This window comes from Pseudomonas sp. OV546, from assembly GCF_900116845.1.
GTDB lineage: Bacteria > Pseudomonadota > Gammaproteobacteria > Pseudomonadales > Pseudomonadaceae > Aquipseudomonas > Aquipseudomonas petroselini.
In genome coordinates, this window is record NZ_FPCE01000003.1 from 195,453 (window position 1) to 219,938 (window position 24,486).

The following is a 24,486-nucleotide window of genomic DNA, read 5'->3' on the forward strand; positions in this document are numbered from 1 at the left end:
TTAGTTCGGTGTTGAATGTTCTGACGCCATCGCGGGCAAGCCCGCTCCCACATTAGACCGCGATCCAAATGTGGGAGCGGGCTTGCCCGCGATGGCACCAGTACAGACAACGCAGACTGACTTAGTCTTCCAGCAGCTCTTCAGCCTGACCCAGGATATTTTCCAGGGTGAAGCCGAACTCTTCGAACAACGCTGGCGCCGGCGCCGACTCACCGTAGGTGGTCATGCCGATCACGCGGCCTTCCAGGCCCACGTACTTGTACCAGTAGTCGGCATGCGCCGCTTCGATGGCGATACGCGCGCTGACCTGCAACGGCAGCACCGATTGCTTGTAGCCGGCGTCCTGGGCTTCGAACACGCTGGTGCATGGCATGGACACAACACGCACGTTGCGGCCTTGGGCGGTCAGCTTGTCGTAGGCCTGGACGGTCAGGCCCACTTCGGAACCGGTGGAGATCAGGATCAGCTCCGGCTCGCCGATGCAGTCCTTGAGCACGTAGCCGCCACGGCTGATGTCGGCGATCTGTGCGTCGGTACGCGCTTGGTGCTGCAGGTTCTGGCGCGAGAAGATCAGCGCCGAAGGGCCGTCCTTGCGTTCGATGGCGTGCTTCCAGGCCACGGCGGATTCGACCGCGTCGGCTGGGCGCCAGCAATCCAGGTTCGGCGTGGTACGCAGGCTGGTCAGTTGCTCGACCGGCTGGTGCGTCGGACCGTCTTCGCCGAGGCCGATGGAGTCGTGGGTGTACACGTGGATGACGCGCTTCTTCATCAGCGCGGCCATGCGTACGGCGTTGCGGGCGTATTCCATGAACATCAGGAAGGTCGCGCCGTAAGGCACCAGGCCACCGTGCAGGGACACGCCGTTCATGATGGCGCTCATGCCGAACTCGCGTACGCCGTAGTACATGTAGTTGCCGCTGGCGTCTTCAGCCGAAACACCCTTGCAGCCTTTCCACAGGGTCAGGTTGGAACCGGCCAGGTCGGCGGAACCGCCGAGGAACTCAGGCAGCAGCGGGCCAAAGGCGTTCAGGGTGTTCTGGCTGGCTTTACGACTGGCGATGGTCTCGCCCTTGGCCGCGACTTCGGCGATGTAGGCCGAGGCTTTTTCCGAGAAGTCGGCAGGCAGGTCACCGGCCAGGCGGCGTACCAGTTCGTTGGCAAGCTCCGGGAATTCGGCGGAGTAGGCCGCAAAACGCTGGTCCCACTCGGCTTCGGCGGCCAGGCCTTTTTCCTTGGCATCCCACTCGGCATAGATGTCGGCCGGGATTTCGAACGGGCCATGGTTCCACTTCAGTGCTTCACGGGTCAGGGCGATTTCCGCGTCACCCAGCGGGGCGCCGTGGCAGTCTTCTTTGCCCTGCTTGTTCGGCGAACCGAAACCAATGGTGGTCTTGCAGCAGATCAGGGTCGGCTGAGCGCTCTTGCGGGCGGTGTCGATGGCGATCTTGATTTCTTCCGGATCGTGGCCGTCGACGTTGCGGATCACCTGCCAGTTGTAGGCTTCGAAACGCTTAGGGGTGTCATCGGTGAACCAGCCTTCGACTTCGCCGTCGATGGAGATGCCGTTGTCATCGTAGAACGCGATCAGCTTGCCCAGGCCCAGGGTACCGGCCAGGGAAGCGACTTCGTGGGAAATGCCTTCCATCATGCAGCCATCACCCAGGAACACGTAGGTGTGGTGGTCGACGATGTCGTGGCCGGGGCGGTTGAACTGCGCGCCCAGGACTTTTTCCGCCAGCGCGAAGCCCACGGCGTTGGCCAGGCCTTGGCCCAGGGGACCGGTGGTGGTCTCGACGCCTGGGGTGTAGCCGAATTCAGGGTGGCCGGGGGTGCGGCTGTGCAGCTGGCGGAAGCTCTTGAGGTCATCGATGGTGACGTCGTAGCCGGTCAGGTGCAGCAGCGAATAAATCAGCATCGAGCCGTGGCCGTTGGACAGCACGAAGCGGTCACGGTCGGCGAACGATGGGTTGCTCGGGTTGTGTTTCAGGTAGTCACGCCAAAGTACCTCGGCGATATCCGCCATGCCCATCGGGGCACCGGGATGGCCGCTGTTGGCTTTTTGCACGGCATCCATGCTGAGGGCACGAATGGCGTTGGCACGCTCACGACGGCTGGGCATCGCTGATCTCCTGGGGTTTGCTGAAAAGAAACGGAAAAAAGGACCGGCATTTTCCCTCAGCCACCGCCTGCGGGCAATGACAGATAGTCACTTGTGGGTGTTTTTCCTGTGCTTTGGGCGGCATTCGCTTGCAGAAACCGTTAACCGGTTCGTCTAAAGGTTATAGCGGCTGCTTATAACCGCCACTTATCGATCAATATCAAAACTTTTTGATATTGGCCTTGCGAGGACTCCCACCCGTCTCTAGACTGCTGGCCTTATGAACCTACCCATGCCCTCCCTGCGTCCTGACGACGGCGATGAACTGGCAGCCTTATGCAAGGCCGCTGGCGACCCGTTGCGTTTGAACGTATTGCGCGCACTGGCCAACGATTCCTTCGGCGTATTGGAACTGGCGCAGATCTTCGCCATCGGCCAATCCGGCATGAGTCATCACTTGAAGGTGCTGGCCCAGGCCGACCTGGTGGCTACCCGCCGCGAAGGCAATGCGATTTTCTACCGTCGCGCCCTGCCTCACACCGAGTTGCTTGGCGGCAAGCTGCACGCCGCGCTGCTCGAAGAGGTGGACAACCTGGGCCTGCCGGGCGATGTGCAGTCGCGCATCGGCCAAGTCCATGGGCAACGCGCCGCCGCGAGCCAGGACTTTTTCGCACGGGTCGCCGAGAAATTTCGCGCCCAACAGGACTTGATCGCCGGTTTGCCGCAATACCGCGACAGCGTACTGGCGCTGCTCGACAAGCTGAGCTTCAGTGAGGAGGCCACCGCGCTGGAGGTCGGCCCAGGCGACGGCGGTTTCTTACCGGACCTGGCGCGGCGCTTCCAGCAGGTCACCGCGCTGGACAACAGCCCGGCGATGCTCGAACTGGCGCGCCAGCTGTGCGAACGCGAAGCGCTGGGCAATGTCAGCCTGCAGCTGGCGGACGCATTGAATAGCACGGCGTTAAAGGCCGACTGCGTGGTGTTGAATATGGTCTTGCACCATTTCGCCGCCCCCGCCGACGCCCTCAAGCAAATGGCCGGGCTGCTGCACCCCGGCGGTAGCCTGCTGGTGACAGATTTATGCAGCCACAACCAGAATTGGGCCAGGGAGGCCTGCGGTGATCTATGGTTGGGTTTTGAACAGGACGATCTGGCCCGTTGGGCCACCGCTGCGGGACTCGTTCCCGGGGAAAGCCTCTATGTAGGTTTACGTAATGGTTTCCAGATCCAGGTCCGCCATTTTCAGCGGCCGGCTGGCGACACTCACCATCGGTAAATATCAGGAAAACATCGAGATGAGCGAATACTCCCTTTTCACCTCCGAGTCCGTGTCTGAAGGGCATCCGGACAAAATCGCCGACCAGATTTCTGACGCGGTGCTGGACGCCATCATTGCTGAAGACAAGTTCGCCCGTGTGGCGTGCGAGACTCTGGTGAAAACCGGTGTAGCGATCATCGCTGGCGAAGTGACCACCACCGCCTGGGTCGACCTGGAGCAGATCGTCCGTGACGTGATCACCGACATCGGCTACACCAGCTCCGACGTCGGTTTCGACGGCGCGACCTGCGGCGTGATGAACATCATCGGCAAGCAGTCCCCAGACATCAACCAAGGCGTCGACCGTGCCAAGCCGGAAGACCAGGGCGCCGGCGACCAGGGCCTGATGTTCGGCTACGCCAGCAACGAAACCGACGTGCTGATGCCTGCACCGATCACCTTCTCGCACCAACTGGTGCAACGTCAGGCCGAAGCGCGTAAGTCCGGCCTGCTGCCGTGGTTGCGCCCGGACGCCAAGTCCCAGGTCACCTGCCGTTACGAAGGCGGCAAAGTCGTGGGTATCGACGCCGTTGTATTGTCGACCCAGCACAACCCGGACGTGTCCTACGCCGACCTGCGTGAAGGCGTGATGGAGCTGATCGTCAAGCACGTGCTGCCGGCCGAGCTGCTGAGCAAGGACACCCAGTTCCACATCAACCCGACTGGCCAGTTCATCATCGGTGGCCCGGTAGGCGATTGCGGCCTGACCGGTCGCAAGATCATCGTCGACAGCTACGGCGGCATGGCCCGTCACGGCGGTGGCGCGTTCTCGGGTAAAGATCCTTCCAAGGTTGACCGTTCCGCCGCTTACGCCGGTCGTTACGTGGCCAAGAACATCGTCGCCGCCGGCCTGGCCGAGCGTTGCGAGATCCAGGTGTCCTACGCTATCGGTGTGGCCCAGCCTACGTCGATCTCGCTGAATACCTTCGGCACCGGCAAGATCAGCGATGACAAGATCGTCAAGCTGGTGCGTGAGATCTTCGACCTGCGCCCTTACGCGATCACCACCATGCTCGACCTGCTGCACCCGATGTACCAGGAAACCGCAGCCTACGGCCACTTCGGTCGTACCCCTGCGCAGAAGACGGTCGGCGACGACACCTTCACCACCTTCACCTGGGAAAAAACCGACCGCGCCAACGACCTGCGGATTGCCGCCGGCCTGTAATCGCTCTCGGTACACAAAAGCCCCGCCGGGTTCGCCCGGCGGGGCTTTTTATTGCGCAATCATTTGCGCGATGGCCTTCACGTTTTTTGGATCCAAACCTTGCAGGCTCAATGATGGCCCTCTAGAATCCGCGCCCTCTCGGGCCCGTCACCTTATTTGGATATTGCCCTGCGCCAGCCCGGGACTCATCAGCGCGCAGGCAATCGAACATTGAGGTTTTCCATGCGCATCTCCACGCTCGCCCCTGCCGCCCTCCTGCTCAGCCTGTTTGCCCTGCCGGCAAACGCCGCCGACCTGAGCGCACTGAGTGGTGCCCTGAGCTCCCAACTGGGCGGCGGCAACTCCGGCGACTGCCAGAAGCAAGCCAACGACCTGCAAGCCAAGATCGATGCAGCCGAGGCCCAGAAGGACAGCTTGAAAGTGAAAGCCTTCAAAGCGGCGCAGGACCAGATCAACAAAGGTTGTAACAAACTCACTGAGGCCCAGGCCAAAGCCGACGCCAAGCAGCAAACCCAAGAGGCCAAGGCCGATAAGCCCGACGCGGTGAAAGCACTGGGCGGCCTGTTCAAGTAAATAGAAACACCCCGTAAAGAGCCCCGCACTGCCGGGGCTTTTTTGTGGCCGCGTGGATCATTTAGGCTGGGCACCCTTTCCGAGCAAGGATGCTCATGATGCACTTACTGTTTGCCCTTTTACTCAGCGCCCTACCCTGCTGGGTGTGGGCCCAAGCGTGCTCCGATGAAGCCCGAGCACACGTCAGTACCCTGGCCGAACAGATACGCCAATGGGATGACAGTTACCACCGGCTTGGCCAGTCCCCGGTGAGCGACGAACTCTACGACCAGGCGCGCCAGCGCCTGGCTCAGTGGCATCAGTGCTTCCCCGCCCCCACCGCCACACCCAACAACCCACTGGCGAGTTCACGTGGCGCCCAGCCTCACCCCGTTGCGCATACAGGCCTGGAGAAACTGCTGGACGAACACGCAGTCGACGCCTGGCTGGGCACACGAAAGGATGTCTGGATTCAACCCAAGGTGGACGGAGTGGCGGTAACCCTGGTGTATCAACAGGGTCGCCTGCGCCAAGTCATCAGCCGAGGCGATGGTGTCATGGGCCACGACTGGTCTGCCTCCGCGCGCAAAATCCCCGGCATTGTCCAGCAGTTGCCCGACCCCATCGACGTGGTGCTGCAAGGCGAACTCTATTGGCGCCTCGACGACCATGTGCAATCGGCAAGCGGCGGTCTCAATGCCCGCAGCAAGGTGGCCGGGTTGATGAACCGCAAACACTTGGGCGACACCGATGCCGCCGGTATTGGCCTGTTCGTCTGGGCTTGGCCACAAGGGCCGGCAGCCTTTACCGAGCGCCTTTCCACACTGAAACGTTGGGGGTTCACTGACACCCAGCGCTTCAGCCAGCCCATCCGGAACATCAGCGAAGCCGCGCACTGGCGCGCCTATTGGTACGGTAATCCACTGCCTTTCGCCAGCGATGGGGTGGTGCTGCACCAGGCCCAGCACGCCCCCGCCGAGCGTTGGCAGGTCAGTACCCCCTACTGGGCGGCCGCCTGGAAGTACCCGACGACCAAGGCCCTGGCGCTGGTGCGCGACGTGCAATTCAAGATCGGCCGTACCGGGCGCATCACACCCATGCTGGAATTGGAACCGGTGCGCTTGGATGACCGGCAGATCAGCCGGGTGAGCGCCGGCTCATTGAAGCGCTGGCAATCGCTGGATATCCGCCCTGGCGACCACGTCTCCATCAGCCTGGCGGGCCAGGTGATCCCTCGGCTGGATGAGGTCATCCTGCGCAGCAGCACAAGGGCGGACTTGCCCGTGCCCAATCCGGGGAAATTCCATGCCTTGAGTTGCTGGCAACTGGACCCCGGTTGCGAGGAGCAGTTGCTGGCGCGCCTTTCCTGGCTGAGCGGCAACCAGGGCCTCGCCTTGCCACACATAGGCCGCGAGACCTGGAACGTATTGATCCAGGCCGGTCTAATCGCAGGCTTTCTCGATTGGTTAACCCTGGATACGGCAGAGCTTGCTAACATTGATGGCTTCGGTGATCGCACCCGTGCGCGCGTGGTCGACAGCTTCCACAGCGCGCGGCAACGGCCCTTCGCACAATGGCTCAAGGCCTTGGGTGTACCGCCTGCGGCACGTAATAACCTGGAGGGCGACTGGCAGACGCTGGTCGCCAGAGACACCCAGGCCTGGCTGGCCATCGATGGCATCGGCCCGGGCCGCGCAGCGCAACTGAGCGCTTTTTTTCGCGACCCGCACGTACAGGCCTTGGCTGAAACATTACGCGTGGCGGGGATAGACGGTTTTTGAACCCGCTGTCCGCGCCATCAGATTGCGACTTTGGAGCCCCACATGAAATTTCTAGCCCCCTTTGCCTTGCTGACCGTCGCAAGCTTCATGGCCACGCCGCTGCTGGCCGCCGAAGAAGCCCCTCAGCTCACCGGCTGCGCGGCCAAGCGCCAAGCCATCAGCACCCAGATCGAACAAGCCAAGGTCCACGGCAACAGCGAACAACAAGCCGGCCTGGAAAAAGCCCTGAGCGAAGTCACTGCCAACTGCACCGACGCCTCCCTGAGGAAAGAGCGGGAAAACAAGGTGCTCGACGCCAAGCATGAAGTCAGCCGCCGTCAGGCCGACCTCGACAAGGCCATGAAAAAAGGCGACGCGGACAAGATCAACAAGCGTAAGGACAAACTCGCCGAGTCCCGCAAGGAACTGCAGGACGCCGTGGAAGAACTCGACCAGTAAAACCAGTCAGTGGTCCCGGAACTGTTTATGGCAGGCGCTGCAGGCATCTTCGACTTTCTGCACCGCAGGCCCCAGGTTGCTGGCCTTGTAAGGCTGCACTTGGCTGGCGGTCACCAATTCACCGGTGGCCGCTTCAAGGTTGCGGGCCAGTTGCTGGAATTGCGCCTGTTTCTGCCAGACATCGTCCTTGGCGCTGGTGTGATCCTCTTCACGCACGCTCGGAAAATGTTTCCATGGTTCATGGGACAACGCGTCCAGCTTGACCGCACCGTCGGCGAATTTCGCGCCGTCGAACGGGATGCGCCCGCGCAGCATGCCGCCCAGGTCTTCGCCGGTCTTGAGCATCTGCTTGAAGATCGCCTTGCGCTGGCCCAGCGGCGAATTCGGATCAACGCCGCCACAGGCGGACAACGTCAGGCAGGCCAGCAGTACAACGGTCAGTCGTTTAAAAGTCATGGTGGCTTCGAGGTCACGGAAAACGGCGGCCAGTATCCTCGCCCCGCCCGCAAAGACCAATAGCCCTATTATTAATAAGGGTTGCCCAACAGCGCTGCTACGCGGGCAATCGCTTCAGGAAGTGTTTGTATGAATGTCAGCTTGAAACCCTGGAGCCGCCGCCTGGCGTGGGCTCTGCCGATGATCGCACTGCTGGCCGGCTGCGACGCGGGCAAAGAAACAGCCAAAGATGAAACTTCCAAACCCCACGCCGTCGCCACCTATGTGAGCGCACCGTGGGAAGCCTTGCCGACGGTATCCGACAGCGATCTGCTGGCCGGTTTTGAATCCTGGCGCAGCGCCTGCCAACGGCTCAAGGCCGACCCGGTGTGGGGCGCGACCTGTGCGGCAGCCGCCACAGTGCCGAGCAATGCCGTGGCGGTGCGCGGATTCCTCAAGGAGCGCCTGGATGTGTTCGGCCTGCGCTCGGCCGACAACACCCCGAACGGCTTGATCACCGGCTACTACGAACCGGTCTACCCCGGCAGCCTGACCAAGACCGCCAAGGCCAACGTGCCGGTGTACGGCGTGCCGGACGACCTGATCATCGTCAACCTGGAAAGCATCTACCCCGAGCTCAAGGGCAAGCGCCTGCGCGGTCGCCTGGAAGGTCGCGTGCTCAAGCCCTACGACGACGCCAGCGCCATCAACGGCCAGGGCTCCACGGCCAAGCCGATCGCCTGGCTGACGAACCCGATGGACCTGCAATTCCTGCAAATCCAGGGCTCGGGCCGCATTCAACTGGCCGGTGGGCGCCAACTGCGCGTCGGTTATGGCGACCAGAACGGCTACCCCTACCGCCCGATCGGTCGCTGGCTGGTGGAACAAGGCGAGCTGAAGAAGGAAGACGTGACCATGGGCGCCATCAGCGCTTGGGCCAAGGCGCATCCGCAGCGTATTCCGGAGCTGCTGGCGAGCAACCCAAGCTATGTGTTTTTCAGCGCACGGCCCGACAGCAATGAAGGCCCGCGCGGTTCCTTGAACGTACCGTTGACCGCCGGCTACAGCGTCGCGGTGGATCGCAAGGTGATTCCGTTGGGCAGTCTGCTGTGGCTTTCGACCACCAAGCCGGATGGTTCGCCCATCGCCCGCCCGGTAGCAGCACAGGACACCGGCGGTGCAATCACGGGTGAAGTGCGCGCGGACTTGTTCTGGGGCACTGGCGATGCGGCGGGTGAACTGGCGGGGAACATGAAGCAGCAGGGGCAAATCTGGATGTTGTGGCCCAAGGGCGCAGCATTGCCGCAAGTGCCGGATGCACCTGTCGGTAGCTGAAAAACGCTCCGCCACACTCGGTTTACCGTAGTGAGCGGGCTTGCCCCGCGCTGGGCTGCGCAGCAGCCCCCATCAGCCTCACCCCATTTATTCAGGCACACCGAGGCGTATGGTTCCGGGGCGGCTTCGCCACCCAGCGCGGGGCAAGCCCGCTCACTACAAACACCGCCCCCACAGTGGCTCTGCTTCAGCCTTCAGATCGAGACGAAGAAGAAACTCGCAATCAGCGCCATACCCACGAACCACACCAGTGAGCGAGCGATCGCCCAGTCGGCCAGGTAGCAGATGATGTACAGCAGGCGACTGGTGATAAACAGCACAGCCAGCACATTGATGGTGACCAACTCAGCCGTACCGGCCAAGTGCGCGATAATCACTGCCGCCGCAAATGCCGGCGTCACTTCAAAGCTGTTGAGTTGAGCACTGTGGGCACGCTTGGCAACCCCTTCGAGGGTGTCCAGGAACGCGCGAGGGTCGTGGTTCTGCCGCGGCCCGAACTTGCCACCGCTGAACTTGGCCACGCCTGTGCACAGATAAGGCAGAAAAATTGCGATCAACACACACCAGAAGGCCACCGTCATCACTGATTCCTTTTTTAGTTTGAAGCAGAATTTAGAGTTTTAGCACTCAACATGAAACGCCGCACCCATCGCTATGAGCCGCCAGCCCCGCAAAAGGTTCTATCGGTGATTTGCCCCCAGCCCTGCAACATTGTGCAGGGGTTGCGGTCCATCCCCCAATTAACGCTCTTCCACCCAACTTCCAAGGACCCCGGATGCTTGAACTTGTCGCCGCCTTCATTTGCCTCACCACCCTGCTCACCTATGTGAACTTCCGCTTCATTGGCCTGCCGCCCACCATCGGCGTGATGGTCACGGCCCTGCTGTTTTCGCTGATCCTGCAAGGCTTGAGTTTTCTCGGCTATCCAGGCCTGGAGGAGCGCATCCAGCAACTGATTGGCCAGATCGACTTCGGCGATCTGCTGATGAACTGGATGCTCTCATTCTTGCTGTTCGCCGGTGCCTTGCACGTAAACCTCAACGACCTGCGCAGCTACCGCTGGCCCATCGGCCTGCTGGCGACCTTCGGCGTATTGATCGCGACCGTGGTGATCGGCAGCCTGGCGTATTACATCTTTGCCCTCTTCGGCTGGCACGTCAGCTTCCTCTACTGCCTGCTGTTCGGTGCGCTGATTTCCCCAACCGACCCGATCGCGGTATTGGGCGTGCTGCGTACCGCCAACGCCTCCAAGCCATTGAAGACCACCATTGTCGGCGAATCATTGTTCAACGATGGCACGGCCGTCGTGGTGTTCACCGTTTTACTGGGCATTGCACAGTTAGGCGAAACGCCGACGGTGGGCGCCACCTCCATGCTGTTTGCCCATGAGGCGATTGGCGGCGTGGTGTTCGGTGGCCTGATCGGCTACCTGGTGTACCTGATGATCAAGAGCATCGAGCAGCACCAGATCGAGGTGATGCTGACCCTCGCCCTGGTCATCGGCGGCTCGGCGATGGCCACCGAACTGCACGTCTCGGCACCGATTGCGATGGTGGTCGCCGGGCTGATCATCGGCAACCTGGGGCGCAAACTGGCAATGAACGACATGACCCGGCGCTACCTGGATGGCTTCTGGGAATTGCTCGATGACATGCTCAATGCACTGCTGTTCGCACTGATCGGCATGGAGCTGCTGCTGTTGCCGTTTAACTGGCTGCACGTGTTCGCCGCCAGCTTGCTGGCCGTGGCGATCCTGCTGTCGCGTCTGTTGACGGTTGCACCGGCCATCCTGCTGCTGCGGCGCTGGCGCACAGTGCCACGCGGGACCATCCGCATCCTGACGTGGGGTGGCCTGCGTGGCGGGGTGTCCGTGGCACTGGCATTGGCCCTGCCGCTGGGCCCGGAGCGCGACTTGCTGCTGAGCATCACCTACATCGTGGTGCTCTCGTCGATCCTGCTGCAGGGGTTGAGCATCGGCAAGCTGGTCAAGCGCGTGACCCGGGACGAACCCCAGGCCGCGCCGGACGCTCACTGAGCCTTGTCGATCTGCTGCGGATGCCTCGGGTCCGCAGCTTTCTTGCCCGGCAGACTGCTTTCGCTGCGAATCTGCGCATGGCTGATCAGCGCAAAGATAAAGCTGCCGCCAATGATATTGCCCGCCAGGGTCGGCCCGGCGAACACCAGCCAGAAATCCTTCCACGGCAACTCGCCAGCGAATACCAGGTACGACACCTCGGCGGAACCGACGACGATATGGGTGAAGTCACCCAGAGCCATCAGGTAGGTGATCAGAATAATGATCCACATCTTGGCGCTTTCCATGGAGGGGATCATCCACACCATGGTGGCGATCATCCAGCCGGAGACGATGCCCTTGGCAAACATCTGGCCGGCGTCGTTTTCCATGATCTTGCGGCCGATTTCCAGGAAGGCCAGGTCGGTCTTGGTGTCGAAGATCGGCAGGTGCAACATCACATAAGCCACCAGCAAGGTGCCGCACAGGTTACCCACCAGCACCACTGTCCATAGCCGTAACAATCGCCCGGCATTGCCTAGCGTGGGTTTGCTCATCACCGGCAAAACAGCGGTCAGGGTGTTCTCGGTGAACAGTTGCTGGCGCGCCAGGATCACTGCCAGGAACCCTGCGCAGTAGCCGAAGCTGGCGATAACCTTAAAGCTCTCGCCATCCGGCAGCCGAGAGTTGAGCAACCCCATGGCCATCAGCGAAAGGCCCATGGTCAACCCGGCCGCCAATGCCGACCACCACAAGGCAGCAACACTGCGCTCCAGTTCCTGGTCACCCTGTGTACGGATGATTTCATGCAACACCGCCGCACGGGGTGGTTGGTTCTTGTCCACGTCCTGTTGCTCTTCCTGCGACAGGTTTGGGGTCTTGCCGTCTGCTTGAGTGGCCATGATGTTCCAGAGTCCTAGGGGTGCCTGTAGCTACGACACGCCGCCACAGTAGCTGTTCAGTGGCCACACAACTAAACCTGCACCTTCCAGGCCTTTGCCATCTCCACGGTGGTTGAGCGGCGCGCCTTGTCCCAGGGTTTGTTACGCGCTTTGTAGTGACCACTGATGGTGTCGAGTACCTGGTTGAATTCGCTGGGGGTAGTAGCCCGAGCCAGGTCCTGAGCCGCACGGTGCAACAGTTCAACGTTAGACTTGGGCTGGCCTGGCCGAAACAACGAGGGGTAGATCACTTCCCGTGTGAAGTTTTCAGCTTTCATCGAAATATCGCGTACTTTCATTTCGGTCACTGCACCGCCGATGACTTTGGACAGAGGCATTGCATCACTTTCGATCTGTTTGGCCGCCACTTGCAGCAATTGCTGAAAGTTGCGCTGACTTGCAACATTGAGGCTGCGCCCCAACCAGTCGATGTGCTCTGGCCGTCGGGCAAGGGCATCCAAGTTACGCAGGGCCGATGAAATGTTCGGCGTGAACACCAGCGAGCCCTGTGACTGATTAGCCTGGGTGATCGCACCATCCAGGTTTCGCAACGCCTGTTGCGCGTTTTTTCGAAACATCAGCACATCCGCGACCGCCGGGTCGCTTTGCAGCGTGGGTTGCACGCTGGCGAGCATTTCATCATCCATGGCCAGCACGGCTTCATTCAGTGATTGGAACGAATGATGCTCAAGTGCCTTGGTCCGTCGCTCCAAATGCGTCTCCACCGCTTGTCGCGCTTTCGTCTGCAGGAGTTGCTTCTGCTCATCCTGCATAGTGAAGTTGACCGTGCCATTGAGCAGACCCGTAAAGTCGCCTTTTTCGGTCTTCAGGGGCAGTGTCACAATCTGATCGGCGAACGCTTCGAGCCTTTTATCCTGAAACGCTCCAGCGGCCGAATGCTCAACGCCCACGAGATGGTCGGCCAGACTGCTGAAAAAACTGCCACTGCGAGCGGATGCAGCAGAAGAGCTGGACTCAAATTTAACGATCAGCGATTCAGGCTTGTTCAGCGGACTATCGGGACATGGCCGCGCCACAACACCTGGCGCCGGAGTGTTGAGCAGCAACCCACCATCCTTGAATGCGGTTTTTTCAGCTGATGCCTGGAAGGCATGACCTTGCTCCACCGGATTTTTGAACACCACCGGTAACGAACCCGAAATATGCGCGGCCCGGGCAATATCCATCGCTGGAGTCAGGCTGGCATTGAACATCACTAATTGCGGGCGGCCATCAAACATGCCGCTACCGGTGATACTGAGTTGCTTGATCGCAGGAATATACCGGCTCAACACCTCGAGATCACCAAACGTGGGTGCGCCACCCGCAGTCAGCTTGTCAGCAATGCTCATGACTTCGGTCGGCCTGGTTTCTCGAGGGCTTTGCGCGATATGACCAAGAATCGACGCGCGCGACTCGTTGCGGATCAGTTCCTCAAGGGGAAGGGCTTCAGTCTGCAGGCGCGGCGCCAAGGTCATCAACAAACGGGAAATAGTGCCGACACCACCGGGCAAACGCCCCGCACATTTGCCAAGTGTCGTACAGGCATCCTGCATCCAGGCCGTCACGGCGTCCTGGCTGTTCAGTAGGCTCGGTAAATCGATGCTGTCCGACAACCGGTCAAATGCCGCAGCGCCCATTCCGCTGGCAATCAACGCCGCCGAAATCGCACCGGCGGATGAGCCGGATATCGACTGAATACCGTTCAGCTTCCGGGCGTCCTCAAGCGCCTGCACCACCCCCGAAAAGGCGACGCCCTTGGCGCCTCCACCGCTCAACACCAGGCTCGTGACGGGCGGCGCCGATAAAATCACCTCCACCCGCCCCTTACTATCGCGTAGAAGCGTCACATTGCGCTCGCCCACGCCCTCCACCAGCGCCGTCTTCACAGTGTGCTGGGTCGGGGAATGAGCCTTATCACTCCATGCGGGTTGATTCCGGGCGATCGAGTTAATCACTTTCATACGCAGGCTCTCTACAGGGTGTGGTCCTGAGTGATGAGAGAGCCTGGCAGAGATCCATGCGGAATGATTTGGTAAAGCAAATCACGCCGAGGGTTTGTTACTCAGGAAGACTGTCGTCCTTGAACTGGTCCTTCACGTACCGGATCTCGGTACGGCCATGAGGCGCTGGCAGGCCATCTTCACCGAGGTTGACGAAGACCATTTTCTCTACCGTGAGGATGCTCTTACGCGTGATCTTGTTGCGTACTTCACAGGTCAGGGTGATGGAGGTGCGGCCGAACTCGGTGGCGGTGATGCCCAGTTCGATGATGTCGCCCTGGCGCGAGGCGCTGACGAAGTTGATTTCGGAGATGTACTTGGTGACCACCCGCTGGTTGCCCAGCTGGACGATGGCATAGATCGCCGCTTCTTCATCGATCCAGCGCAACAGGCTGCCGCCGAACAGGGTGCCGTTGGGGTTGAGGTCTTCGGGTTTTACCCATTTGCGGGTGTGGAAGTTCATGGTCACTCCAAAGCGTGTTGCGAAATGATGGGCAACATCATGGCAGAGCCCGGCCCCAAGCTCTATGAGCCATTGCCTATCACGCCTATGTGCGATCTTCATGTTGCCGACAGAAAGGCTTGGGAAGTCTGGCGCACACGGCTATAATCGCCCCCGCTTCAAAACGGTCATCTTCAGTTGATACCGTTCTCCCGCCACCTGTCCGAGGGGCGCTGCAGCAGGTTCAACCTGTCAGGCTCGGATGGGGCGTTGTCCGGCCTGGTACACCTGGCCTGATACTAAACGCACAACGGCGCCCATTCGCACACTACGAATGGAGGCTCTTCATGAGCGCAGTAAACACGCCTGCAGATTTCAACGACTACAAAGTCGCCGACATGTCCCTCGCCGCCTGGGGCCGTCGTGAAACCTTTATCGCCGAATCCGAAATGCCTGCCCTGATGGGCCTGCGCCGCAAGTATGCCGCTGAGCAACCGCTCAAGGGTGCGAAGATCCTCGGCTGCATCCACATGACCATCCAGACCGCCGTGCTGATCGAAACCCTGGTTGCCCTGGGTGCCGAAGTACGCTGGTCGTCCTGCAACATTTTCTCGACTCAAGACCAGGCCGCTGCCGCCATCGCTGCTGCCGGTATCCCGGTATTCGCCTGGAAAGGCGAGACCGAAGAAGAGTACGAGTGGTGCCTGGAGCAAACCATCCTGAAAGATGGCGCGCCTTGGGATGCCAACATGATCCTCGACGACGGCGGCGACCTGACCGAGTTGCTGCACAAGAAGTACCCAGCAATCCTGGACCGCGTCCACGGCGTGACCGAAGAAACCACCACGGGCGTACACCGCCTGTTGGACATGCTGGCCAAGGGCGAGCTGAAAATCCCGGCCATCAACGTCAACGACTCGGTGACCAAGAGCAAGAACGACAACAAGTACGGCTGCCGTCATAGCCTGAACGATGCCATCAAGCGCGGCACCGACCACCTGCTGTCGGGCAAGCAAGCCCTGGTGATCGGCTACGGTGACGTGGGCAAGGGCTCGTCCCAGTCCCTGCGTCAGGAAGGCATGATCGTCAAGGTCTCCGAAGTCGACCCGATCTGCGCCATGCAAGCCTGCATGGACGGCTTCGAAGTGGTTTCGCCGTTCATCGATGGCGTCAATGACGGCACCGAAGCGAGCATCGACAAGGCCCTGCTGGGCAAGATCGACCTGATCGTGACCACCACCGGTAACGTGAATGTTTGCGACGCGAACATGCTCAAAGCCTTGAAGAAGCGTGCTGTTGTCTGCAACATTGGTCACTTCGACAACGAAATCGACACCGCTTTCATGCGCAAGAACTGGGCATGGGAAGAGGTGAAGCCACAGGTACACAAGGTTCACCGTACCGGTGCTGGCGCGTTCGACGCCCAGAACGACGACTACCTGATCCTGCTGGCTGAAGGCCGCCTGGTTAACCTGGGCAACGCCACCGGCCACCCTAGCCGCATCATGGACGGTTCGTTCGCCAACCAGGTCCTGGCCCAGATCTTCCTGTTCGGCCAGAAGTACGCCGACCTGTCGCCCGCCCAGAAAGCCGAGCGCCTGACCGTGGAAGTATTGCCGAAGAAACTCGACGAAGAAGTGGCCCTGGAAATGGTCCGCGGCTTCGGCGGCGTGGTGACTCAACTGACCAAGACCCAGGCCGACTACATCGGCGTGACCGTTGAAGGTCCGTTCAAGCCGCACGCTTACCGTTACTGAGTAACAGCCCCCTGCTTTGCTGGGGCGGGCTTGTTGTGGCGAGGGAGCTTGCTCCCGCTGGGCTGCGAAGCGGCCCCAAGATTTTGGGAGCGCTTCGCACTCCAGCGGGAGCAAGCTCCCTCGCCACATCAAGCTCGCTCCTACAGGGGGGCACCGTCGGCATTCTGAGTTTCAAAGGGTATTACCATGTCCCAAGACCGTCGCTACAGCTTCGAATTCTTCCCGACCAAGACCGATGCTGGGCATGAAAAACTGATGGCGACTGCCAAGCAGTTGGCCAGCTACAACCCCGACTTCTTCTCCTGCACCTACGGCGCCGGCGGTTCGACCCGTGATCGCACGATCAACACCGTGCTGCAGCTGGAAAGTGAAGTCAAAGTTCCCGCCGCTCCGCACTTGTCGTGCGTGGGCGACAGCAAAGCCGACCTGCGCAGCCTGCTGACCCAATACAAGGCAGCCGGCATCAAGCGCATCGTCGCCCTGCGCGGCGACCTGCCGTCCGGCATGGGCATGGCCAGCGGTGAGCTGCGCTACGCCAATGACCTGGTGAGCTTTATCCGTGAAGAAAGCGGCGACCACTTCCACATCGAAGTGGCGGCGTACCCGGAGATGCACCCCCAGGCCCGCAACTTCGAAAACGACCTGCAGAATTTCGTGCGCAAGGCCAACGCCGGCGCCGACAGCGCGATCACCCAATACTTCTTCAATGCCGACAGCTACTTCTACTTCGTCGAGCGTGTACGGGCCATGGGGGTGAACATCCCGATCGTGCCGGGCATCATGCCGATCACCAACTACAGCAAGCTGGCGCGCTTTTCCGACGCCTGCGGGGCCGAAATCCCACGCTGGGTGCGCAAACAACTGGAAGCCTATGGCGACGACGTCAAGAGCATCCAGGCGTTCGGCGAACAGGTCATCAGCACAATGTGTGAAGAATTGTTGCAAGGTGGCGCGCCAGGCCTGCACTTCTATACCCTGAACCAGGCTGAACCCAGCCTTGCCATCTGGAACAACCTCAAGCTGCCACGCTGAAGCTTGTCCGGCTGTGCCAAGGCCCTCGTCTCGACGAGGGCCTTTGTCGTTTTACATGCCCACGGAACCCAGCAGTCCATGAATACAGTGTCCACGACTTCCCGCCCGCAACTGGTCTACCTGGTCTTCGGCTCCGAGACCTACCACCAGGAAGCGGTGTTCAGCATCGCCAGCGCGCTGGCCTTCCTGAACGACACCCCGGACGCCGCCGTGGATATCCAGGTATTCAGCGATAACCCCGAGCCCTATCGCCTTTTGCCGGTGCGCGTGCGCCCGCTGGACGAAGCCACTCGCAAACGCTGGAGCGAGCCCCACGGCTATCACTTCCGCACCAAACATGTGGTGCTGCGCCAAGTGCTGGAAGAGTCGCCGGTGGCCATGCTGATCGACACCGACACGTTCTTCCATCATTCACCGATGGACCTGTTCGAGCGCGTGCAACCCGGCACCCTGCTGTGCAACGCCTTCTACACCCGGTACGGCGACAACCCCGAAAGTATTCTGTACACCGCGCTGCGCCAGCGCCTGCTGGACATGGGCGTCGCCGACGATGACATGATGACCCTCAATTCCGGGGTCATGGGCCTGACGCAACAGGACGCGCACATCCTCGACCGCTCCATCGCGTTGATGGACGAACTGTTTCCCTATGCCGAGGGCGCCTACACCCTCGAAGAGTTCTGCCTGTCGATTGCCGCTTATCGCAGCGTCAACGTGCGCGAGTGCCCCGACCTGATCCATCATTACTGGAGTCGCAAGCAACTGTTTCGCGCCAAGGTCAAGGCCTGGATCGCCAAGCATGCGGCCGCCCCTACCAGCGCATTGGCACTGGCCGACACCCGCCAGGTCTCCTCGCACCTGCCGCGCCCTCCCCGCCCGCAGCGCTTGCTGTACAAGCTGATCACACTGCTGTTACCCAAGCACCAGCAGCAGTTCATCCGCGAAATCCTCTACGGCTGCTACGAGCACGAGAACGAATTCGATCAGGCATGTGGCCCGGTTTGGTGGGACAAAGCCCGACAAAACCAAGAGGAACGTCAAAAGCGCCCGCTTGACGCGCATCAGTTGGAACACTGGTTCGCCAACCCCGTGGTACGCCTGATTCTCGGCGAGCGGCGCACAGCGATCTACGAACACTTGATGACCTCACCCGCCAAATAGCCCCGCCCGCGGATGCGCGTGCCAGAGCTTCTCTTTAAGGCAGGAGCGTCGTAACCTCAGGGCATGCCTGTCATTCTGAAGTTGCTGACTGCTGCCCTCTTTACTTGCCTGAGCCTGGCGGCTTATGGCGAGAAATTGCGCATTGTCACCGAGCCATGGGCGCCTTATGTGTACGACGACAACGGCACGATGCGCGGGCTGGACTACGAAACCACGGTGATCGTGTTCCAGCGCCTGGGTATTGAGGTGCAATGGCAATTCCTGCCTTGGAAGCGCTGCCTGGCCATGCTCGACCAAGGCCATGCCGACGGGGCGCTGGACATTTTCCACAGCCACGAGCGCGACGCCGTGCTTCTATACCCCAGCGAACCGCTGTCGGAAGTGAATTTCGTGCTCTTCTATGCCAATGATCGCCCCCACCCTGTCCAGGGCCTCGAAGACCTGCGCGACCTGACCGTTGGCACGTCGCCGGGTTACTTGTACGGCGCAGCATTCAGCGACTCCACCCTGTTCAACCGCGAAGCGGCCCCCAGCCATGAGGCCAACTTCGGCAAATTAATGTTGGGACGCATCGATTTGGTGATCACCGACCGCCGGGTAGGCCAGCATGTGATCAAGGCACTGGGCCTGGAGGACAAGGTCAGCCAGGCGCCGGCTGTGGTCAGCCGCCAGCCGCAGTTCCTTGCGGTGCGCCGTGGCGCGGGCATGGATCTGCTGGTACAACGCTTTGCCGCCGAGCTCAAACGCTTCAAACAAGAACCTGCGTACACCGCTTTGAGCATCAAATATGGTGGAATCCAAGCAATTACGGGGGTTGGACACACCGTTGAGCAGCAGGAAAGCAGCGTACCGTGATTGCTCTGTTATACTCCGGCCTTTCCGCCAGGCTCACGCCCGGCCGCTGAGGTCTTGAAAAAGGCACCCAACCCCGCTACAGCGCAGCTTTCAGCCCGCGCGAGCCGGTGGAGTGCCCGCCAGACGCAGCAGGACCGGACGGGGTTGCGCTCCCCTAAGCGCCATTCACGCCCGGCAAGATTATCCCTTTGGGCCAAGCCCTAACTAAAACAGGATTACTCATGTCCTTTGCTTCCCTCGGTCTCTCCGAGGCTTTAGTCCGCGCCATCGAGGCAGCGGGCTATACCGAGCCTACTCCGGTGCAACAGCGGGCCATTCCCGCCGTGTTGCAAGGTCGCGACCTGATGGTTGCGGCTCAGACAGGTACTGGTAAAACCGGCGGTTTCGCCCTCCCGATTCTGGAGCGGTTGTTTCCCAACGGTCACCCGGACAAATCCCAGCGTCACGGCCCGCGCCAACCGCGCGTATTGGTCCTGACCCCAACCCGCGAACTCGCCGCCCAGGTGCACGACAGCTTCAAGCTGTATGCCCGCGACCTGAAGTTCGTCAGTGCCTGCATCTTCGGCGGCGTCGGCATGAACCCACAGGTTCAGGCCATGTCCCGTGGTGTGGACGTGCTGGTGGCGTGCCCCGGTCGTTTGCTCGACCTGTGCGGCCAAGGCAGCGTCGATTTGTCCCACGTGGAAATCCTCGTGCTGGACGAAGCCGACCGCATGCTCGACATGGGCTTTGTCCATGACGTGAAAAAGGTCCTCGCCCGCCTCCCGGCCAAACGTCAGAATCTGCTGTTCTCGGCAACGTTCTCTCAGGACATCACGGCCCTGGCCGGCAAGCTGCTGCACAACCCTGAGCGCATTGAAGTCACGCCGCCGAACACCACGGTCGAGCGTATCGAGCAACGCGTCTTCCGCCTGGCCGCCAGCCACAAGCGTGCGCTGCTGGCCCACCTGATCACCGCCGGCGCGTGGGAACAGGTGTTGGTGTTCACCCGTACCAAGCACGGCGCCAACCGTCTGGCCGAGTACCTGGACAAGCACGGCCTCACCGCTGTCGCCATCCACGGTAACAAAAGCCAGAACGCGCGCACCAAAGCCCTGGCCGACTTCAAGGCCGGTTCCGTGCGCATCCTGGTGGCCACCGATATCGCCGCCCGCGGCTTGGATATCGACCAACTGCCACACGTGGTCAACTTCGAGCTGCCAAACGTCGATGAAGACTACGTGCACCGTATCGGCCGTACCGGCCGTGCCGGTCGTTCGGGTGAAGCCATTTCCCTGGTTGCACCGGACGAAGAAAAACTGCTGAAAAGCATCGAGCGCATGACCAAGCAGAAAATCGCCGACGGCGACCTGATGGGCTTCGATGCCAGCGCCGTAGAGGCTGAGAAGCCTGAAGTGCGCGAGCGTCCGGACGTGCGCAACCCACGCAACCCACGCGGTCCGAAGGGTGATGGCCCGAACGGCGGCGGTGGTGGCGGTGGTCGTCGCGACAAGGGCAAGGACAAGGGCGGCAAGGAAAAAGCGCCTACCAACGGCCGTGGCGAACGCCCAGCCCGCGAGCAGAAGCCCCGTGAAGGCACCCCGGCCCGCGAACAGCGCCAGCCGAGTCAGCCGCCACGCGCCGCCGCTGACCGTGCCCCGGACGAGTTCCTCGACGACGACGTGGATAACTTCGGCAACCGCGTTGACTACGTGCCTCAGGCCAAGCCGGCCCAAGGCCGTGGCCGTCGTCCCGGCGCGCCTGCACAAGGTGCGGGCGCAGGCGCTCCACGTGGCGGTCAGCCACAAGGCGCTCGCCAGAACGGCCCACGCAACAGCAGCGGCGGCACCACCGGCACTCCACCGGCCAAGCGCAGCGGCCCGCGTAATGGCGCACCGCGTGACGGCCAAGCCCGTCGCGAAGACTCGCGCAGCAACAACCGCCGCCCAGCCCGTGACGACCAGCCTCGCTTGTCCGAACCGGCCGTGCAGAATCCGCGCGGTGGCCCAGCGCCAAAGATCATCCACAAGGAGTCGAAAGCGGATCGCTTCCCGACACCCGAGCAACTGGATCAGTTGCCAGGCCGTCCTCGTGGTGAAAAGCCAGCATTGCTGACTCGCAACCGCTGAGTTTTTAGCCCCATAAAAAATGCCCCGTATCTTTCGATGCGGGGCATTTTTTTTGGACTCAATAACGATCCAATGTGGAAGGGGCGGTGCGACGATTCGACTTGCCCCCGATAGCTGAGTGTCAGCTGACCTACTTTTAACTGACACACCGCTATCGAGGGCAAGCCCTCTCCCACAAGGACCGCATTGCCAAGCCAGACATTACTTCTGCTTGACGCCTTCCAGCGAGATGTCCAGGTCCACAGTCTGCGAGGACGGGCCTGGGCCTTTGATGCCGAAGTCGTTCAGGTTGACGGTGGTCTTGGCGTTGAAGCCAGCACGTTCGCCGCCCCATGGATCCTTGCCTTCACCATTGAAGGTCGCCTTGAAGGTCACAGGCTTGGTCACGCCGTGAAAGGTCAGGTCGCCCGTTACGTCAGCGGTTTTCTCGCCGGTAGATTTAACGGCGGTGGACACGAACTTGGCGTCGGCGAACTTGGCAACGTCCAGGAAGTCTTTGCTGGCGATGTGCTTGTCACGCTCTGCGTGGTTGGACCACAGGCTGGCGGTTTTCACGTCGACCGCGATTTTGCTGGCTTCCGGCTTGGCAGCATCCCAGCTGAAGGTACCATCCCAGTCCTTGAAGGTACCGTGGATGTAGCTGTAGCCCAGGTGGCTGATTTTCCAGTCGATGAAGGCGTGCTGGCCTTCTTTGTCGATCTTGTAGTCAGCCGCCATCACCTGACCTGCAGACAGCAGGGCAGTACCGATGGCCAGAGCAGCGAGAGTCTTTTTCAACATGCTTTCTATTCCTTGTGAGTCGAGGTTGAACATCAGGCTTTGCGCCCCAGCATTCGCGTAAGGGTCACATCACGATCAATAAAGTGGTGTTTCAACGCAGCCACGCCGTGCAAGCCGGCAAAGACCACCAACACCCAAGCGAGGTACAAGTGCACCACGCCCGCAGTGTCTGCCTGGTCCGGTAGACCGGAAACCACGGCAGGAATTTCAAACAGGCCAAACACCGGGATACCGACACCGTCTGCGGTGGAAATCAGGTAACCGGCGATCATCACGGCGAACAGCCCGAGATACAGGAACGCGTGGCCGAACGCCGCACCGATACGGGTCAGGCGGCTGTAGCTGGCCAGCGGTGGTGGTGGCGGGCTTACCAGGCGCCAGACGATACGCACCAGCATGATGGCGAACAGCGTGATGCCAATGCTCTTGTGCAGGTCCGGCGCGTCTTTGCGCCAGGCGCTGTAGTAGTCGAGGCCGACCATCCACAAGCCCAGGGCGAACAAGCTGAACACCACCAGGGCCACGCCCCAATGCAAAACAATACTGACCCAACCATAGCGGGCCGAAGAATTACGTAGCTGCATGTCCCAAATCCCGTAAGAGCTGCGCCCAAGACTAGCGATTTACCTATCGAATTAAAGCGGAAAATTTCGCTTTGAAATATCGAGAAATACGATCAAGAGCCTATGCACAATAAGTTAACCAAGGATTAAGGACTATTCCTAAGAAACGTGACAGACCGTCCTGTGTTTACCGCGAATTCCCTCACAATAGGTTGTGACACGCGCCACCATTGCATAGGCTTGCGCGATTGTTTTACCTGCGCTCGCCGCAGGACCGCTTCGAGGAGAGAACCGATGGGCTTGAACAACCAGTGGATGCAACGCGACCTCGCGGTGCTGTGGCATCCCTGCACCCAGATGAAAGACCACCAGCAACTGCCGCTGATCCCGATCAAGCGCGGCGAAGGCGTGTGGCTGGAAGACTTCGAAGGCAAGCGCTACCTCGACGCCGTCAGTTCCTGGTGGGTCAACGTGTTTGGCCATGCCAACCCGCGCATCAACCAGCGCATCAAGGACCAGGTCGACCAACTGGAACATGTGATCCTCGCCGGTTTCAGCCATCAACCGGTGATCGAACTGTCCGAGCGCCTGGTGCAAATGACGCCCGAAGGCCTGACCCGCTGCTTCTACGCCGATAACGGCTCGTCGTGCATCGAAGTCGCGCTGAAAATGAGCTTCCACTATTGGCTCAACCGCGGCCTGCCGAACAAAAAGCGTTTCGTCACCCTGACCAACAGCTACCACGGCGAAACCATCGCCGCGATGTCGGTGGGCGACGTGCCGCTGTTTACCGAGACCTACAAGGCGCTGCTGCTGGACACCATCAAGGTGCCAAGCCCGGACTGCTACCTGCGCCCCGAGGGCATGAGCTGGGAAGACCACTCGCGCACGATGTTCCTGGCCATGGAACAGACCCTGGCCGAGAACCACGACACCGTCGCCGCCGTGATCGTCGAACCGCTGATCCAGGGCGCCGGCGGCATGCGCATGTACCACCCGGTTTACCTCAAGCTGCTGCGCGAGGCCTGCGACCGCTACGGCGTGCACCTGATCCACGACGAAATCGCCGTAGGCTTCGGCCGCACCGGCAGCATGTTCGCCTGTGAACAGGCGGGTATCCGCCCGGACTTCCTGTGCCTGTCCAAGGCCCTGACCGGCGGCTACCTGCCACTGGCGGCCGTGGTCACCACCGATGACGTCTACGACGCCTTCTACGACGACTACCCGACCCTGCGCGCCTTTCTGCACTCCCACAGCTACACCGGCAACCCGCTGGCGTGTGCGGCCGCGTTGGCGACCCTGGATATATTCGAAGAAGACAACGTCATCGAAAACAACAAGGCCCTGGCCCAACGCATGGCCACGGCCACTGCGCACCTGGTGGACCACCCGCATGTGTCGGAAGTGCGCCAGACTGGCATGGTGCTGGCCATCGAGATGGTCCAGGACAAAGCCACCAAGACCGCCTACCCGTGGCAGGAACGTCGTGGCCTGAAGGTATTCGAGCACGCCCTGGAACGTGGTGCGCTGTTGCGGCCACTGGGCAGTGTGGTGTATTTCCTGCCGCCGTATGTGATCACGCCGGAGCAGATCGACTTCCTCGCCGAAGTCGCCAGCGAGGGCATTGATATCGCCACCAACAGCAAGGTCAGTGTGGCGGTGCCGAAGGACTTCCACCCAGGTTTCCGCGATCCGGGCTAATACC

21 protein-coding genes and 1 riboswitch are annotated in these 24,486 nt (G+C 60.9%); of the genes, 13 read left to right on the top strand and 8 right to left on the bottom strand.

Annotated elements, in window-relative coordinates:
- Nucleotides 1-121: 121 nt before the first annotated feature.
- Nucleotides 122-2,119, bottom strand: coding sequence for a transketolase (gene tkt / locus BM403_RS08860; RefSeq protein ID WP_015886295.1), 1,998 nt, complete (start codon nucleotides 2,117-2,119; stop codon nucleotides 122-124).
- 259 nt (nucleotides 2,120-2,378) lie between these two features.
- Here tkt and BM403_RS08865 point away from each other — a divergent pair, with 259 nt between their 5' ends.
- The 5 genes from BM403_RS08865 (at nucleotide 2,379) to BM403_RS08885 (ending at nucleotide 7,355) form a co-directional block, all read left to right on the top strand.
- Entirely contained in the window at nucleotides 2,379-3,374 is a 996-nt protein-coding gene (locus tag BM403_RS08865; RefSeq protein ID WP_015886296.1) for an ArsR/SmtB family transcription factor, read from the top strand.
- Between the two features lie 19 nt (nucleotides 3,375-3,393).
- Nucleotides 3,394-4,584: a methionine adenosyltransferase gene (metK, locus tag BM403_RS08870; protein ID WP_015886297.1), complete on the top strand. Its 1,191-nt coding sequence runs from the start codon at nucleotides 3,394-3,396 to the stop codon at nucleotides 4,582-4,584.
- A gap of 222 nt (nucleotides 4,585-4,806) precedes the next feature.
- Nucleotides 4,807-5,157 carry a hypothetical protein gene (locus BM403_RS08875; protein ID WP_043206029.1) on the top strand — a complete coding sequence of 117 codons (351 nt, stop codon included), beginning with the start codon at nucleotides 4,807-4,809 and terminating at the stop codon, nucleotides 5,155-5,157.
- A 95-nt stretch (nucleotides 5,158-5,252) separates the two neighbouring features.
- Nucleotides 5,253-6,917, top strand: a complete 1,665-nt coding sequence (gene ligB / locus BM403_RS08880; protein WP_093542498.1) for an NAD-dependent DNA ligase LigB — start codon at nucleotides 5,253-5,255, stop codon at nucleotides 6,915-6,917.
- A 42-nt stretch (nucleotides 6,918-6,959) separates the two neighbouring features.
- Complete coding sequence (locus BM403_RS08885; protein ID WP_015886300.1) at nucleotides 6,960-7,355, top strand: DUF1090 domain-containing protein; 396 nt, start codon at nucleotides 6,960-6,962, stop codon at nucleotides 7,353-7,355.
- 6 nt (nucleotides 7,356-7,361) lie between these two features.
- Here BM403_RS08885 and BM403_RS08890 read toward each other — a convergent pair whose 3' ends face one another.
- On the bottom strand, nucleotides 7,362-7,811 hold the full coding sequence (locus BM403_RS08890) for a c-type cytochrome (RefSeq protein ID WP_015886301.1): 450 nt from the start codon (nucleotides 7,809-7,811) through the stop codon (nucleotides 7,362-7,364).
- Between the two features lie 129 nt (nucleotides 7,812-7,940).
- Between BM403_RS08890 and BM403_RS08895 the strand changes: the two genes are divergently transcribed.
- Nucleotides 7,941-9,125: a murein transglycosylase A gene (locus BM403_RS08895; protein WP_015886302.1), complete on the top strand. Its 1,185-nt coding sequence runs from the start codon at nucleotides 7,941-7,943 to the stop codon at nucleotides 9,123-9,125.
- 194 nt (nucleotides 9,126-9,319) lie between these two features.
- Here the strand turns inward: BM403_RS08895 and BM403_RS08900 are convergent, their stop codons facing one another.
- Nucleotides 9,320-9,706, bottom strand: coding sequence for an MAPEG family protein (locus BM403_RS08900; RefSeq protein ID WP_043206031.1), 387 nt, complete (start codon nucleotides 9,704-9,706; stop codon nucleotides 9,320-9,322).
- 194 nt (nucleotides 9,707-9,900) lie between these two features.
- Between BM403_RS08900 and BM403_RS08905 the strand changes: the two genes are divergently transcribed.
- On the top strand, nucleotides 9,901-11,160 hold the full coding sequence (locus BM403_RS08905; protein ID WP_093542500.1) for a cation:proton antiporter: 1,260 nt from the start codon (nucleotides 9,901-9,903) through the stop codon (nucleotides 11,158-11,160).
- Here BM403_RS08905 and BM403_RS08910 read toward each other — a convergent pair.
- From BM403_RS08910 to BM403_RS08920, 3 genes are all read right to left on the bottom strand, one after another.
- Nucleotides 11,154-12,041, bottom strand: a complete 888-nt coding sequence (locus tag BM403_RS08910) for a formate/nitrite transporter family protein (protein ID WP_015886305.1) — start codon at nucleotides 12,039-12,041, stop codon at nucleotides 11,154-11,156. The two genes, BM403_RS08905 and BM403_RS08910, sit on opposite strands and share 7 nt — an antisense overlap.
- 71 nt (nucleotides 12,042-12,112) lie before the next feature.
- Nucleotides 12,113-14,044, bottom strand: a complete 1,932-nt coding sequence (locus BM403_RS08915) for a patatin-like phospholipase family protein (protein WP_093542502.1) — start codon at nucleotides 14,042-14,044, stop codon at nucleotides 12,113-12,115.
- A 97-nt stretch (nucleotides 14,045-14,141) separates the two neighbouring features.
- Complete coding sequence (locus tag BM403_RS08920) at nucleotides 14,142-14,546, bottom strand: acyl-CoA thioesterase (RefSeq protein ID WP_010207175.1); 405 nt, start codon at nucleotides 14,544-14,546, stop codon at nucleotides 14,142-14,144.
- Between the two features lie 198 nt (nucleotides 14,547-14,744).
- Nucleotides 14,745-14,851, top strand: a riboswitch (S-adenosyl-L-homocysteine riboswitch).
- Nucleotides 14,852-14,872: 21 nt separating this feature from the next.
- Here BM403_RS08920 and ahcY point away from each other — a divergent pair.
- The 5 genes from ahcY to BM403_RS08945 all read left to right on the top strand — a co-directional run bounded on the left by ahcY (nucleotide 14,873) and on the right by BM403_RS08945 (nucleotide 21,438).
- On the top strand, nucleotides 14,873-16,282 hold the full coding sequence (ahcY, locus tag BM403_RS08925) for an adenosylhomocysteinase (protein ID WP_015886307.1): 1,410 nt from the start codon (nucleotides 14,873-14,875) through the stop codon (nucleotides 16,280-16,282).
- A gap of 186 nt (nucleotides 16,283-16,468) precedes the next feature.
- On the top strand, nucleotides 16,469-17,314 hold the full coding sequence (gene metF, locus BM403_RS08930) for a methylenetetrahydrofolate reductase [NAD(P)H] (protein ID WP_015886308.1): 846 nt from the start codon (nucleotides 16,469-16,471) through the stop codon (nucleotides 17,312-17,314).
- A gap of 78 nt (nucleotides 17,315-17,392) precedes the next feature.
- Nucleotides 17,393-18,475 carry a hypothetical protein gene (locus BM403_RS08935; RefSeq protein WP_093542504.1) on the top strand — a complete coding sequence of 361 codons (1,083 nt, stop codon included), beginning with the start codon at nucleotides 17,393-17,395 and terminating at the stop codon, nucleotides 18,473-18,475.
- 63 nt (nucleotides 18,476-18,538) lie between these two features.
- Nucleotides 18,539-19,330: a substrate-binding periplasmic protein gene (locus BM403_RS08940; RefSeq protein ID WP_093542506.1), complete on the top strand. Its 792-nt coding sequence runs from the start codon at nucleotides 18,539-18,541 to the stop codon at nucleotides 19,328-19,330.
- A 221-nt stretch (nucleotides 19,331-19,551) separates the two neighbouring features.
- Nucleotides 19,552-21,438 carry an RNA helicase RhlE2 gene (locus tag BM403_RS08945; RefSeq protein ID WP_015886311.1) on the top strand — a complete coding sequence of 629 codons (1,887 nt, stop codon included), beginning with the start codon at nucleotides 19,552-19,554 and terminating at the stop codon, nucleotides 21,436-21,438.
- A gap of 201 nt (nucleotides 21,439-21,639) precedes the next feature.
- Here BM403_RS08945 and BM403_RS08950 read toward each other — a convergent pair whose 3' ends face one another.
- Together BM403_RS08950 and BM403_RS08955 are read right to left on the bottom strand one after the other, a co-directional pair.
- Nucleotides 21,640-22,218 (bottom strand): YceI family protein, encoded by a 579-nt coding sequence (locus BM403_RS08950; RefSeq protein WP_046034960.1) that lies wholly within the window; start codon nucleotides 22,216-22,218, stop codon nucleotides 21,640-21,642.
- Nucleotides 22,219-22,250: 32 nt separating this feature from the next.
- Entirely contained in the window at nucleotides 22,251-22,802 is a 552-nt protein-coding gene (locus BM403_RS08955; RefSeq protein ID WP_015886313.1) for a cytochrome b, read from the bottom strand.
- Nucleotides 22,803-23,075: 273 nt separating this feature from the next.
- On the opposite strand from BM403_RS08955, the gene BM403_RS08960 reads away from it, so the two are divergent.
- The gene (locus BM403_RS08960; protein ID WP_015886314.1) at nucleotides 23,076-24,482 is read left to right on the top strand and encodes an adenosylmethionine--8-amino-7-oxononanoate transaminase; all 1,407 of its coding nucleotides are present in this window, start codon (nucleotides 23,076-23,078) and stop codon (nucleotides 24,480-24,482) included.
- Nucleotides 24,483-24,486 lie beyond the last annotated feature (4 nt).